At 39.4% G+C, this 13,995-nt stretch carries 16 protein-coding genes; all 16 read right to left on the reverse strand.

Translation table 11 applies throughout. The annotated features are described in order from the left end of the window. Positions 1 to 21: 21 nt before the first annotated feature. The 16 genes from rpmC to A9Q68_RS05520 all read right to left on the reverse strand — a co-directional run bounded on the left by rpmC (position 22) and on the right by A9Q68_RS05520 (position 13,715). Positions 22 to 228, reverse strand: a complete 207-nt coding sequence (rpmC, locus tag A9Q68_RS05445; protein WP_003103481.1) for a 50S ribosomal protein L29 — start codon at positions 226 to 228, stop codon at positions 22 to 24. 9 nt (positions 229 to 237) lie between these two features. Beyond that, positions 238 to 651, reverse strand: coding sequence for a 50S ribosomal protein L16 (gene rplP, locus A9Q68_RS05450; protein WP_003086024.1), 414 nt, complete (start codon positions 649 to 651; stop codon positions 238 to 240). Positions 652 to 654: 3 nt separating this feature from the next. Beyond that, entirely contained in the window at positions 655 to 1,308 is a 654-nt protein-coding gene (gene rpsC / locus A9Q68_RS05455; RefSeq protein ID WP_071793664.1) for a 30S ribosomal protein S3, read from the reverse strand. A gap of 12 nt (positions 1,309 to 1,320) precedes the next feature. Then, positions 1,321 to 1,665 (reverse strand): 50S ribosomal protein L22, encoded by a 345-nt coding sequence (gene rplV, locus A9Q68_RS05460; RefSeq protein WP_000818141.1) that lies wholly within the window; start codon positions 1,663 to 1,665, stop codon positions 1,321 to 1,323. Between the two features lie 15 nt (positions 1,666 to 1,680). Beyond that, positions 1,681 to 1,959: a 30S ribosomal protein S19 gene (rpsS, locus tag A9Q68_RS05465; protein WP_008087547.1), complete on the reverse strand. Its 279-nt coding sequence runs from the start codon at positions 1,957 to 1,959 to the stop codon at positions 1,681 to 1,683. 92 nt (positions 1,960 to 2,051) lie between these two features. After that, the gene (gene rplB / locus A9Q68_RS05470) at positions 2,052 to 2,885 is read right to left on the reverse strand and encodes a 50S ribosomal protein L2 (protein ID WP_071793665.1); all 834 of its coding nucleotides are present in this window, start codon (positions 2,883 to 2,885) and stop codon (positions 2,052 to 2,054) included. Positions 2,886 to 2,902: 17 nt separating this feature from the next. Continuing rightward, a complete protein-coding gene (locus A9Q68_RS05475; RefSeq protein WP_071793666.1) occupies positions 2,903 to 3,199 on the reverse strand; it encodes a 50S ribosomal protein L23 in 297 nt (98 codons plus the stop codon). Next, entirely contained in the window at positions 3,199 to 3,822 is a 624-nt protein-coding gene (gene rplD / locus A9Q68_RS05480; protein WP_071793667.1) for a 50S ribosomal protein L4, read from the reverse strand. The genes A9Q68_RS05475 and rplD overlap by 1 nt, the downstream gene beginning before the upstream one ends. A 23-nt stretch (positions 3,823 to 3,845) precedes the next feature. Further along, positions 3,846 to 4,472 (reverse strand): 50S ribosomal protein L3, encoded by a 627-nt coding sequence (gene rplC, locus A9Q68_RS05485; RefSeq protein ID WP_071793668.1) that lies wholly within the window; start codon positions 4,470 to 4,472, stop codon positions 3,846 to 3,848. 103 nt (positions 4,473 to 4,575) lie between these two features. Beyond that, positions 4,576 to 4,884, reverse strand: coding sequence for a 30S ribosomal protein S10 (gene rpsJ / locus A9Q68_RS05490; RefSeq protein ID WP_003046044.1), 309 nt, complete (start codon positions 4,882 to 4,884; stop codon positions 4,576 to 4,578). A 198-nt stretch (positions 4,885 to 5,082) separates the two neighbouring features. Continuing rightward, positions 5,083 to 6,372, reverse strand: coding sequence for an MATE family efflux transporter (locus tag A9Q68_RS05495; protein WP_071793669.1), 1,290 nt, complete (start codon positions 6,370 to 6,372; stop codon positions 5,083 to 5,085). A 32-nt stretch (positions 6,373 to 6,404) separates the two neighbouring features. Continuing rightward, entirely contained in the window at positions 6,405 to 7,889 is a 1,485-nt protein-coding gene (thrC, locus tag A9Q68_RS05500) for a threonine synthase (RefSeq protein ID WP_071793670.1), read from the reverse strand. Between the two features lie 391 nt (positions 7,890 to 8,280). Further along, a complete protein-coding gene (adhE, locus tag A9Q68_RS05505; RefSeq protein ID WP_071793671.1) occupies positions 8,281 to 10,929 on the reverse strand; it encodes a bifunctional acetaldehyde-CoA/alcohol dehydrogenase in 2,649 nt (882 codons plus the stop codon). Positions 10,930 to 11,086: 157 nt separating this feature from the next. Continuing rightward, positions 11,087 to 12,865, reverse strand: coding sequence for an acyltransferase family protein (locus tag A9Q68_RS05510; protein ID WP_071793672.1), 1,779 nt, complete (start codon positions 12,863 to 12,865; stop codon positions 11,087 to 11,089). Continuing rightward, the gene (locus A9Q68_RS05515) at positions 12,862 to 13,263 is read right to left on the reverse strand and encodes an MORN repeat-containing protein (RefSeq protein ID WP_071793734.1); all 402 of its coding nucleotides are present in this window, start codon (positions 13,261 to 13,263) and stop codon (positions 12,862 to 12,864) included. Before A9Q68_RS05515 ends, A9Q68_RS05510 begins: the two co-directional genes overlap by 4 nt. An 8-nt stretch (positions 13,264 to 13,271) precedes the next feature. Further along, on the reverse strand, positions 13,272 to 13,715 hold the full coding sequence (locus A9Q68_RS05520) for a low molecular weight protein-tyrosine-phosphatase (protein WP_071793673.1): 444 nt from the start codon (positions 13,713 to 13,715) through the stop codon (positions 13,272 to 13,274). Between the last annotated feature and the right edge of the window lie 280 nt (positions 13,716 to 13,995).

The following is a 13,995-nucleotide window of genomic DNA, read 5'->3' on the forward strand; positions in this document are numbered from 1 at the left end:
AATTTCTCCTTTCCCAATCTATTATTTCATTTCAGATTGCACTGTTTTGATACGTGCAATTTGTTTTTTAACTTCGTTTAAGCGAGCAGTTTGATCAAGTTGACCCGCTGCAGCTTGAAAACGAAGGTCGAAAAGTTCTTTCTTGAGTTCGTTTTCTTTTTTAGCAAGCTCTTCTTGAGACAAGCCACGAAGCTCAGCAACAAACTTTTTGATTTCTTCAAGTTTCATGTCTTCTCCTTATTCTGCTTCGCGTTTCACGAATTTAACTTTAACTGGTAATTTGTGTCCAGCAAGACGGAATGCTTCACGTGCAACTTCTTCAGATACACCGGCAATTTCGAACATTACTTTACCACGTTTAACTGGCGATACCCAACCTTCAGGTGCACCTTTACCAGAACCCATACGAACCCCGATAGCTTTAGCAGTGTAAGATTTGTGAGGGAAGATTTTGATCCAAACTTTACCACCACGTTTCATGTAACGCGTCATAGCGATACGGGCAGCTTCGATTTGGCGGTTTGTGATCCATGAGCTAGTTGTAGCTTGAAGACCGTATTCACCGAATGATACTTCTTTTCCACCTTTTGCTTCACCGCGCATTTTTCCACGGAACTCACGACGGTGTTTAACACGTTTAGGTACTAACATATGTTATTTGCCTCCTTTAGTGTTTTTACGAGCTGGAAGAACTTCACCACGATAGATCCAAACTTTAACACCAAGTTTACCATATGTAGTGTCTGCTTCTTCCCAAGCGTAATCGATATCAGCACGAAGTGTATGAAGAGGAACAGTTCCTTCTGAATAACCTTCTGCACGAGCGATATCAGCACCGTTCAAACGACCTGAAACTTGGGTTTTGATCCCTTTAGCTCCAGCACGCATTGTACGTTGGATAGCTTGTTTTTGTGCACGACGGAAAGCAACACGTTGCTCTAATTGACGAGCAATGTTTTCACCAACGAGGTGAGCATCAAGATCTGGTGATTTGATTTCAATAATGTTGATGTGTACTTGTTTTCCAGTTAATTTATTAAGTTGAGCACGAAGCGCATCAACGTTTGCTCCACCTTTACCGATAACCATACCTGGTTTTGCAGTGTGAAGTGAAACAATAACTTTGTTGATAGCACGTTCAATTTCGATAGTTGAAACTGAAGCTTCTGCTAATTCTTTTTGAACGAATTTACGGATTGAAAGATCTTCATGAAGGTAATCCGCGTATTCTTTTTCAGCATACCATTTCGCATCCCAGTCACGGATGATACCGACACGCATACCAATTGGATGTACTTTTTGACCCACGATTTTACCTCCTTATTTTTCTGATACAACTACAGTTACGTGAGTTGTACGTTTGTTGATTGGTGAAGCTGAACCTTTCGCACGTGGACGGAAACGTTTCATTGTTGGTCCTTCGTTTGCGAATGTTTCAGATACTACCAAGTTAGCTTTTTCCAAACCAAAGTTGTTTTCTGCGTTTGCAATTGCTGAGTTAAGAGTTTTCTCAATAACACGAGCTGCTTTGTTTGGAGTGAATTTTAAGATTGCGATTGCGTCAGCAACGTTCTTACCGCGGATAAGATCAAGTACTAAACGTGTTTTACGAGGTGAAACACGCACTGTACGAGCCATTGCTTTAGCTGAAGTAATTTCTGCCATTGTGTCCTCCTCCTATTAACGACGTGTTTTCTTGTCGTCAGCTGCGTGACCTTTGTAAGTACGAGTTGGTGCAAATTCACCAAGTTTGTGACCTACCATGTCTTCTTGGATGTAAACAGGTACATGTTTACGTCCATCATAAACTGCGATTGTATATCCGATGAAACTTGGGAAAATCGTTGAACGACGTGACCAAGTTTTAATTACTTTTTTCTTTTCGTCTTTAGCTTGAGCTTCAACTTTTTTCATTAAATGCTCATCGACGAAAGGTCCTTTTTTAAGACTACGTCCCATTTTGTAGTTTTCTCCTTTAAATGATGTACCACAACGGCTTGCCTAGAAGGCTACCGAGTTGGCGGAAGGTTAATAAGATTTTAGCTAATCGATTATTTAGCGTTACGACGACGTACGATAAGTTTGTCTGATTTAGCTTTCTTATTACGAGTTTTAAGACCAAGAGCTGGTTTGCCCCATGGTGTCATTGGTGATTTACGTCCAACTGGTGCTTTACCTTCACCACCACCGTGTGGGTGATCGTTAGGGTTCATTACAGAACCACGAACTGTTGGGCGGATACCTTTCCAACGGTTACGTCCAGCTTTACCAATGCTAACAAGCGATTGTTGTTCGTTACCAACTGAACCGATTGTTGCACGACAAGTTCCAAGAATCATACGAACTTCGCCTGATTGAAGACGAACAAGAACGTATTTACCTTCTTGACCAAGTACTTGAGCAGAAGCTCCAGCAGCACGGACAAGTTCTCCACCTTTACCAGGTTTCAACTCGATGTTGTGAATAACTGTACCAACAGGGATGTTAGCAAGTGGTAATGCATTACCAATTTTGATGTCTGCTTCTGGTCCAGAAACGATACGTTGACCTACTTCAAGACCTTTAGGTGCAATGATGTAAGCTTTAACACCATCAGTATAGTTTACTAATGCAATGTTAGCAGTACGGTTTGGATCATATTCGATAGTTTTAACAACTGCTTCAACGCCATCTTTGTTACGTTTGAAGTCAATTACACGGTAATGACGTTTGTGACCGCCACCTTGATGACGAACAGTGATGCGACCATTGTTGTTACGACCAGCTTTGTTTTTAAGAGAAACAAGCAATGATTTCTCAGGTGTGCTTGTTGTGATTTCAGCGAAATCCAAAGAAGTCATGTTACGACGGCCATTTGTCGTTGGTTTATAAACTTTAATACCCACGTTATTTCCTCCTTAGATTATTCAGCTTCAGCTGCGTACAACTCGATTGCTTTAGAATCAGCTGTAAGAGTGATGATAGCTTTTTTTGTTTTAGAAGTGAAACCTGTATAACGACCAACGCGTTTAGCTTTTGGTTTAACGTTAACAGTGTTCACGCTAGCAACTTTAACTCCTTCAAACGCAGCTTCAACAGCTTGTTTGATTAAAAGTTTATGTGCACGTGTATCAACTTCAAATGTATATTTGCCTTCTTCAAGAGCAATCATAGATTTTTCAGTGATAACTGGTTTTTTAATTACGTCGTACAAATTCATTATGCAAGAACCTCCTCAATTGTAGAGATTGCTTCTTTAGTAACAAGAAGTTTATCGCTATTTACAATATCAAGAACACTTGCAGTTGTTGCAGTAGCAACTTTAACGTTTGGAAGGTTGCGAGCAGATAATGCTGCAAATTCATTTCCTTCTTCAACGATAACAAGTACTTTTGAATCGATACTTAGCGCTGAAAGAACTTTTGCAAATTCAGCAGTTTTTGGCGCTGCAAATGAAAGGCCTTCTACAGCTACAAATTTATCATCAGCAACTTTTGCTGAGTAAACTGATTTCAAAGCAAGGCGACGAACTTTTTGTGGAAGTTTATATCCGTATGAACGAGGAGTTGGTCCGAAGACAACACCACCACCACGCCATTGTGGTGAACGGATAGAACCTTGACGAGCACGTCCAGTTCCTTTTTGACGCCATGGTTTGCGTCCGCCACCTGATACTGCTGAACGGTTTTTAACCGCGTGAGTACCTTGACGAAGGCTAGCACGTTGGCTGATTACAACATCAAAGACAACTGATTCGTTTGGTTCGATACCGAAGATAGCGTCGTTTAATTCAACTGAACTAACTTCTTTACCAGTTTGGTCAAATAGTTTTACGTTTGCCATTTTAACTGTTTTCTCCTTTCTGATTATTTAGCAGCTTTAACTGCTGATTTGATAGTGATAAGAGATTTCTTAGCACCTGGTACGTTACCTTTAATAAGGATAACGTTCTTTTCTGGGATAACTTGTACAATTTCAAGATTTTGAATTGTTACACGGTTTCCACCCATACGTCCTGCCAAGTGTTTGTTTTTGAAAACACGGTTAGGCGCAACAGGTCCCATTGAACCTGGACGACGGTGGTAACGAGAACCATGGGCCATAGGGCCGCGTGATTGACCGTGGCGTTTGATAACACCTTGGAAACCTTTACCTTTTGAAGTACCCGTTACATCAACGACATCTCCAACTCCGAATGATTCTACAGTAATTTCTGATCCAACTTCTAAGCCTTCAATGTTTTTGAATTCACGAATGAAGCGCTTAGGAGCAGTGTTAGCTTTCGCTACATGGCCTTTGGCAGGTTTGTTGCTCAATACTTCGCGTTTGTCATCAAAACCAATTTGTACTGCTTCGTAACCGTCTGTTTCAACAGTTTTAACTTGAAGCACAACGTTTGGAGTCGCTTCGATGACAGTTACAGGGATAAATTCGCCTGATTCAGTGAAGATTTGAGTCATTCCCACTTTTTTCCCTAAGATTCCTTTTGTCATGAGAAAATATTTCCTTTTCTTATTTTTTTCAAAAAGTTTTTTATGAGCGTTTTTCGTGCTCAAAAAAGTTTTTTACGAGCGTTTTTTGTGCTCAGAAATCAAATTATAATTTGATTTCTACGTTTACACCACTTGGAAGATCCAATTTCATAAGAGCGTCAACAGTCTTTTGAGTTGGGTTCACGATGTCGATAAGACGTTTGTGAGTACGCATCTCAAATTGTTCGCGAGAATCTTTATATTTGTGAGTCGCACGAATAATTGTGTAAAGACTACGTTCTGTTGGAAGTGGAACTGGTCCAGCTACAGTAGCACCTGTACGTGTTGCAGTTTCAACGATTTTTTCTGCCGCTGTGTCAAGTGTACGGTGTTCGTACGCTTTCAAACGGATACGGATTTTTTTATTTGCCATCTTTTCTCCTCTCGTCTATTTACGATAATAGGCTAGCTCCCCGAGAAAACCAACACGTGTTGCGTGGCAATGCAACCGAGCGTGTCGCAACCTCTCGTATCATAGCTACAGCTGTAATTTTTACAGCACCATAGTATAATAACAAATTTGTATTCCCATTGCAAGTCTTTCTGCAAAATAATTTAAAAAAATTTCACCCTATAGTGAAATTTTTCTTTTCTTATTATAAGCGCTTTTGAGAATCAACCACCGAGTTAAATTATCTAGGGCTGTCGCCAACCAAACCCCTTCCAAACCAAGCTTGAGCAGGACACCCAGAAAGTAACCAGCTAGAATCCGAATTAACCACATACCAATACTAGTCGCATAGAATGGTAGCCTTGCATTCCCCAAACCTTGCCAAAGAGACGTATAGACTAAAGTCCCTGACGTAGCAGGTACACTAATCAGGGAAAAGAGCAAGACCACTTTTGCTGCTTCAATGGCTTCAATATTATTAGTAAAACCAGCAATCAACCAAGGACTTGAAATAAAAACGAGGAAACTAAAACAAAACATGAGTAGCGTTGAAAGAAGAAAGGACTCTTTAATAAGTTTATCTATTTCCTGATGTTCTTGCCTACCCAAGTGGTTAGCCACTAGAATAACTGTTGCAGTTGAAATCCCTAATCCCGGCATATAATTAAATTGACTGATGGTCTCACCAATAGCATTCCCGGCTAAAACTTTTTCACCAAAATGAATGACAATCATTAAAATCAATAAATCACCTAGACGCATCATCAAACGTTCACCCGCAGCTGGAAGACTTAAAGAAAGAATTTCTGGATCCAATTTAAAACGCATCTTAGTCATAATTCTTTTAATAGGAAGAAACTTAACTAAAATAACAATACCAATCAGACGAGCTAAGACTGTCGACCCAGCCACACCAAGGACTCCCAAGTGAAACACTTGAATCGAAGTAAGGGAAAAAACGGCATTCAAAAAAGTCGTCAGAAAACTGACATGCATGGGCAACTTGCTGTAACCACGCGCCCGAAGAATGGCCCCAAAAGTCGTCAAAAGCCCCAGACTAAAAATCAGACCCCCAACAATCAGCAAATAGCCGTAAGCCTCAGCTACAACCTCCGGACCTGCACCAAGAGCAAAAAGCAAGGGGCAGCCAAAGACAATACTAAAAAAACCCAAAATTAGTGACAAGAAAAGCGTCACCATCAAGGCGTCGGCCATATAGCCCAACTCTTTTTCGTCATCCCTCTCCCCAATACTTCTGGCTAGGAGGCTGGAAATAGCTGAGCTGAGAGCAATAAACAGGGCTTGGTAAACCGTAATCAGGTTATTGGCAATAGTCACGCCTGAAACCGCTAACAATGAGATTTGTGCAACTAAAAAGTTATCAACAAATCCCATCAGCATTTGCAAGACATTCTCAACCATGGCCGGCAAGGCCAGACTTAAAATCTTCTTTCTATTTAATAATTTCATATCAACCAAAGAAAGGAGCCAAAGGCTCCTTTTTATACTCCTAAATAGTTCTCAACGGCTGCTTGCATCTGATCGCTTGCAACTGCTGTCTTATGTAAAACAGGCGCTTCCTGCAGACCATCTAGCGCTGCTGGAATAGCAACCTTAGATAGCTCCTGCAATTCTGCAACAGCCTGGAAGTCATCAGCAATTTGTTGGCCCTTAATGGCTTCCACCACCACTCTCGGGAATTTATATGGGCTTGCAGTAGACACAATTACCGTTGGCTTAAGATTACCAGATTCTTGTCGGTAACGACGATAAACTGCCGAAGCGACAGCCGTATGAGGATCTAAGACATAAGCGTCAGATTCATAAACAGCCTTGATTTCTGCTTCCGTTTCTGCTTCACTGGCAAAACCTGCTGCAAAGAGGTCTAATATCTCAGGACGAACTGCCTCTAAGTGGTATTCTCCCTTAGCCCCTAAGTCCGCCATCAAAGCTTTAGTCTTAGCAGCATCATTACCCACCAAATGGAAAATCAAGCGTTCCAAGTTTGAGGAAACCAAAATGTCCATGGACGGACTGCTGGTCACCTTGAAGTCGCGCTTCTTATCGTAGACCTGGTTAGCAAAGAAGTCAGTCAGAACATTGTTTTCGTTAGAAGCACAGATGAGCTTAGCCACCGGAAGGCCTATTTCTTTAGCATAATAAGCTGCTAAAATATTCCCGAAGTTACCAGTTGGAACCGTGATATTAATCAAGTCCCCATCAGCAATGCTGCGCTTTTTCACCAATTGGGCGTAGGCATAAACATAGTAAACAACCTGAGGAATTAACCGCCCGATATTCATGGAGTTAGCCGAAGACAATTGCATTCCATTAGCTAACAATTTGTCCGCCAAGAGCTTGTCATTGAACATGCGCTTAACATCTGTTTGGGCATCATCAAAATTACCATCGATAGCCACAACATGCGTGTTAGCCCCTTTTTGTGTTGTCATCTGCAACTCTTGAATCTTGCTGACACCATCTTTAGGGTAGAAAACTATAATCTCAGTCCCAGGAACATCCGCAAAACCAGCCATTGCTGCCTTACCAGTGTCCCCAGAAGTAGCTGTCAAAATAACAATCTTATTAGTAACACCCTGTTTCTTAGCCGCTGTCGTTAAAAGATGAGGCAGAATAGATAAAGCCATATCCTTAAAGGCAATCGTTGCCCCATGGAATAATTCTAAATTATAATAATCCTTAAGTTCTACAAGAGGTGCAATGACCTTAGTATCAAACTTCTCATCATAAGCTTGCGCAATACAATGGTCCAATTCTTCATCCGTAAAATCATCAAAGAAAGCTGACATGACCAACTTAGCAATCTCTTGATAAGTTGCATCCTTCAAACGGTTAAAATCCAAGTCAATATTAGGCATTGAAAGCGGCGTAAAGAGACCACCATCACTGGCCAAACCACTTAAAATAGCCTGACTGGCACTAACACGATTCTCAGCATCACGAGTTGATTGGTAAATAATTCCCATAAATATTCCTCATCCTTGCATGTCTTTTTGATATTGTACCACAAAATAAGCAGAGCTGGAAAGGCGAGCTCAAAAAAAGAGTAGCTCTTTAAATAGAACTACTCCATAGGATCTTAATTGACCCAGTTAGAATCCACTCCTGCTAGGCTAATCCAGACCAAAGCTAACAAGTCATAAATTCTTTCAGCCATCGCTTTTTATCCTCCTAAAGCTAACCTTTAATGTCAATTTTATTATATTACGTCACATCTGTCTTGTAAAGATGAAAAATGGAAATTCCTTTAATAAAATAGAAGTGATCGAAATATTAGAAATACAAAATAGAAATGCCCAGAATAAGGAAACTGGGCATTTCATATTACAGAAACAATTTTAGGTGATTGAATAGGTCTTATTTAAGACGACCTGGTCTTTCAGCATAACCATAGTAAGCATCAGCCATGATTTCTTTCATATCAGCAACTAATGGCAAGCGTGGGTTAGCAGGTGAACATTGGTCTTCATAAGCAAGAAGAGCAATTTCATTTAAGCTATCCATCCATTCTTTTTCATCGATACCTTGATCTTTAAAGTTCATCTTGATACCAACTTTAGTACCCAAGTCATAGATGGCTTGTGCATATGAAGCAACTGCTTCTTCTGGAGTTGAGCAAGGTAAACCTAACATACGAGCGATATCTTGGTATTTTTCATCAGCTTTCCAGTAGTTGTATTTAGGCCAAGTAGCTGTTTTAGCTGGACGAGTACCATTGTAACGAACCACATATGGAAGAAGGATAGCATTGGTACGACCGTGAATAGTGTGGTGTACCCCGCCAATTTTATGCGCCATTGAGTGGCTCATTCCGAGGAAAGCATTAGCAAAGGCCATACCCGCCATGGTTGATGCATTATGCATTTTTTCACGAGATTCGAAATCAGCTTCTTTAACAGAACGTTCTAAGTTTTCAAAGACAATCTTAATAGCTTGAAGAGCAAGTCCGTCAGTAAAGTCGTTAGCTAATTGAGAAACGTAAGCTTCAGTCGCGTGAGTCAAGACATCCATACCAGTATCAGCAGCGATAAAGCCTGGAACTGTAAGTACTAATGATGGGTCAACAATGGCAATTGTTGGTGTCAATGAGTAGTCAGCGATTGGGTATTTACGGTTGTTTTTCTTATCAGAGATAACTGCAAAAGGTGTTACTTCAGAACCAGTACCTGATGTTGTAGGGATAGCAATGAATTTTGTTTTCTTACCAAGTTCAGGGAATTTGAAGGCACGTTTACGGATATCCATGAATTTTTGAACGAGGTCACGGAAGTCAACTTCTGGTTGTTCGTAGAATAACCACATCACTTTAGCAGCATCCATTGGAGAACCACCACCAAGTGCAATGATTGTATCTGGTTCAAATGAACGCATTAATTCAGTACCTTTTTGAACAGTTGTGATATCTGGATCAGGCTCAACATCTGCAAAAATTTGGTAAACAACTTTGTTACGACGAAAGTCTAATTGTTCAATAATTTTATTCAAGAAACCAAGTTCAACCATGGCATGGTCAGTAACGATCATAACACGTTCAACATCACGAGCTTTTTGTAAGTATTGAATAGAATCACGTTCGAAGTATGTTTTTGAAGGAACTTTAAACCATTGCATATTATTTCTACGTCTTCCTACTTTTTTGATATTTAAGAGGTTGATAGCACTAACGTTATCACCTACAGAGTTACGTCCATATGAACCACATCCTAATGTTAATGATGGGATAAATGCATTATAAACGTCACCAATACCACCAAATGTTGAAGGTGAATTCCAAATGATACGCATTGCTTTCATTTCAGTACCGAAACGTTTAGCAAGTTCTTCATCTTTAGTATGGATCGCAGCTGAGTGACCAAGTCCGTTAAATTCAACCATTTGACGCGCTTTTGTAAGACCATCTTCAGTTGAATCAGCTTTAAGAACAGCAATGACTGGAGAAAGTTTTTCACGTGTTAACGGTTCTTTAACACCAACTTCAGCACATTCAGCAGCTAAGATATTAGTTCCTTCTGGAACTGTAAAGCCAGCTTGTTCAGCAATCCAAGTTGCTGGTTTACCAACAATGTCAGCATTCAATTTAGCACCAGCACAGTTTTTGCTGTTAGCTTTCGCACCAAAACAGAATTCTTCAAGAAGGGCTTTCTCTTTTTTATTAACAAAGTAAGTTTTATATGATTTGAATTCTTCAACAAATTCATTGTAGATTTCTTTATCAATGATAACAGCTTGTTCAGAAGCACAAACCATTCCATTATCAAATGATTTAGACATAACGATGTCATGAGCCGCTTGTCGGATATCAGCTGATTTTTCTACGTAAGCAGGAACGTTACCAGCACCAACCCCAAGGGCAGGTTTACCACAAGAGTAAGCTGCACGAACCATTGCATTACCACCAGTAGCAAGGATAGTTGCAATACCATCATGGTTCATCAAGGCTCCAGTTGCTTCCATTGAAGGTTTTGTAATCCATTGGATACAGTTTTCAGGAGCACCAGCGGCAATCGCTGCATCGCGAACAATTTGAGCTGCGTGAGCTGAAGATTCTTGAGCTGATGGGTGGAAACCAAAGACAATTGGATTACGTGTTTTCAAAGCAATCAATGATTTAAAGATTGCTGTTGATGTTGGGTTTGTTGTTGGTGTAACCCCACAGATAACGCCGACAGGTTCAGCAATTAAGGTTAAACCAGTTGTATCATCTTCTTCAATAATACCTACAGTTTTTGTATGACGCATGTTGTTAACAACGTGTTCACAAGCAAATAAGTTTTTAGTTGCTTTATCCTCAAAGACTCCACGTCCAGTTTCTTCAAAAGCATGCATTGCAAGAATACCGTGAGCATCTAAAGCAGCAACAGAAGCTTTAGCAACAATATAGTCAACTTGTTCTTGATTTAATTGACGAAATTCTTCTAAGGCAACAAGACCTTTTTGAACAAGCTCATCAACATGTTTTTGAGCTTCTTCCATTTTTTGTTCTGGTGTTAATTTAGCTTCAACCATTAATATTTTCTCCTTAAAAGTAACTTGTTAAAAGTTTCACAATTTATTTACATGATTTATTATAACATAAATCGAAAGTTTGTAAATAGTTTCACAAGAAAATTGTGAACTTTTTTTCAAACTTTTTTGTGCAAAAAAATAAGACCCTTTAAAGGCCTTATTTTGCGTGCTTTTTAGCAGCTTTTTCAATAGACGATTTAATAGTATTTACATAGAGATCTGCTCCCTTTGTATCTGCATCGCTATAATGGACCCCATCAGTTCCAACCCAAATATCTGGATTTGAAACAGCAACTTGATACCAGTCAGCAATCGTCACATAAGAATATTTCTTAGCCAAACGCAATTCATAATTCCGAACTTCTGCTACCTGAGCCAAGTTATTAGCGTTGTATGGTGACACAATAATCAAACGACTACCTTTTGGTAAATCTTTAATAAACTCTTGCAAGTCTGACTTGTAATTATCAAGCGAGTTAACCCCTACAGCTAATACTGTTGTTTTGGATAAAGAATTGCTCTTTATACGATTGTCATAAATCTCATATGCAAGCGAGAAATTACGACTAACGGCAGCATCAAGCTGCGCTGCTGGCATAATTTTAGCGAAAGCCGCTTGCGATCTCAAGGCAACAGAGTCCCCAATAATGCTGACATCACTAAGCGCATTAGCATCCCCCGCAGCCAGCGTATGGGTCCGGTTGATATTGCTTTGACTTTGTTGCAAGCCACCAACCAACAAATCTGTTTCAAACTTGCCGACAGCTGGAGCTGTCATTGACCGACCCAACATTAAGATGAAGAGAGCCAAAACAGCCAATGCCATCCATTTTAAGTAGGGTGTCAAATCCAACTTCAAACCAAAGAGATTTGGTTTCTTACCCGCAATCAGTGGCTCTGCCACATAATAAGAAATGGAAGCAAATAAGAATGAGAAGAAGGTGGTTAAAATCACCGCAAGCCAGTTAGGCATTAATTGACTAAAAATAATATAGAAAGGCCAATGGAAGAGGTAAACCCCATAACTGACATCCGCAATATAAGTTATGACTTTTGGCTCTTCTAACTCAGGTGTTTGGTCATTTAAAACACGCGCCGCATAAATCATCACTGCCGTAAAGAGACTGGCTAAAACAAAACCAAAAAGGTATGTAAAGAGATGATCAAAATTCAAGGTTAGAGTTAAGAGGAAGAGAAGGGCGAAGGCACCAGCCATAAAGCCAATCACATATTTTTTAGGCCAGAGACGCACATTTTTTTGGAAACGGATAGTCGTATCCTTGATCCCAGAAATAGTAGCAAACATGGCACCAATGAAGAAAGGAAAAACGTGAGCAATACTTGAAAAGTAAATTAATGAGAAGTTATTAACCAAAAATGCTCTTACAAACATGGTTAAGAAACTAATGACAAAGAAGGCACTTGAAACAATAAAGAGCATACCTCTAAATTGTTTATCGCTCTGTTGACGTTGCCCTAAATACCAAACCAAGAGACCCCATAAAATATAAAAATGAACCTCAATGGCTAAACTCCAAGTATGAACAAAGAGGTGGGGAATAAACTGACTCTCATAACTAGAGCCGGTTAAAATCTCATAGAAGTTGGTCGTAAAACCAAGTGTCGCCGCAATCTGGTGACCAATACTAGCTACAAAGTCGCTCTTAACCAAAAAGGTAAAGGGTATAACTAGGAGGACCATTAAAACAAGAGGCGGAACAATCCTGTAAAAACGTCTACGGTAGAAACCTAGAAGATCAATCTTATTATTTTTAGCATATTCATCAATTAATAAGGCCGTAATCAGGAAACCAGAAAAAGTGAAGAAGACATCAACCCCAATGAAGCCACCTGGAAAACTATTCTTAAAAAAGTGATAGAGTAAAACTAAAAGTAGTCCCGTTACCCTAATAAAAGAAAACCATTTTATTCTCATTTTTGATAAATCCCCTGCTTAAAGGTTCCTTTATAAACCTTACTATTATTTGCATTTAAAGTGCCTTTACCGTCAACCTGACCCTTTTTAAATTGACCCTTATAAGACCAACCGCTACTTGCCTTATAAGTCCCTTGACCATTAAACTGACCATCACGGAAGTTGCCGACATAAGTGTCACCATTAGCAAAAACCAATTTCCCTTTGCCATTCATCCGGTGATTAACAACAGCACCATTATACTTAATCTTACCATGATCAAAACTCAAAGCTGCCTGTGATTGATGTTTAAGGGTCAATACAGATAAACCACAAACCACCAACACAATAAGAGTCACAATTTCAAGTTGGACTCTGGTAATCTTTATATTCTTAAAAAATGTCCTGATATTTTCCATGACTACTTTCAACTCAAATCTTTATTATTTTTAATCTTACTTAACCAATTCTGACAACCCTCAGTTACCAAGGCATAGGTTTCCTCAAAATCGCCCGTGTACCAAGGATCTGGAACCCCATTCTCGTTGAAGAGAAAGATTTTCTCATCCCAGCGACCAGCTGAAAGAGCCAACAAATCACTGACATTATTCTGGTCCATACCAAGCACTAAATCAAAGTACTCCATATCCTCCAGACTAATCTGCTGTGAGGTCTTACTACTATTATAGGGAATAGCATAGCGCCGCAGAATATTTTGGGTACCATGATGAATCGGATTCCCGTGTTCCCAATTGGAAGTGCCACGGCTTTCAATTAGTAAATTTTCTTGAAGATCTAGTGATTTCATTACAAATTCTGCCATTGTCGAACGACAAATGTTACCTAGACAAACAAAACAAACTTTTTTCATTCCTAAACACCTCCTTTTCATTATAACAGAATATCGGCAAAGCACCGAAAAATCCCCTTATTATTTTCAATTTTTTCCAAAAAAAGAGAGCAAAATAAAACTTCTTACTTTCTTACTTTTTAAAGTATTTTTCAGAAATTAGAACAAAAAAGCCCACCATTAGCCATCTTATGCAGAATAACAAAAAAAGCTTTATTTTTTCTTAAGTAATTTGTAAAATTGGATTATTTTATTTAATCTTATGAAGTCAAAAGAACTCATATAATTCTGACAAAGATAA

The sequence above is a fragment of the Streptococcus bovimastitidis genome, assembly GCF_001885095.1.
Lineage (GTDB): Bacteria > Bacillota > Bacilli > Lactobacillales > Streptococcaceae > Streptococcus > Streptococcus bovimastitidis.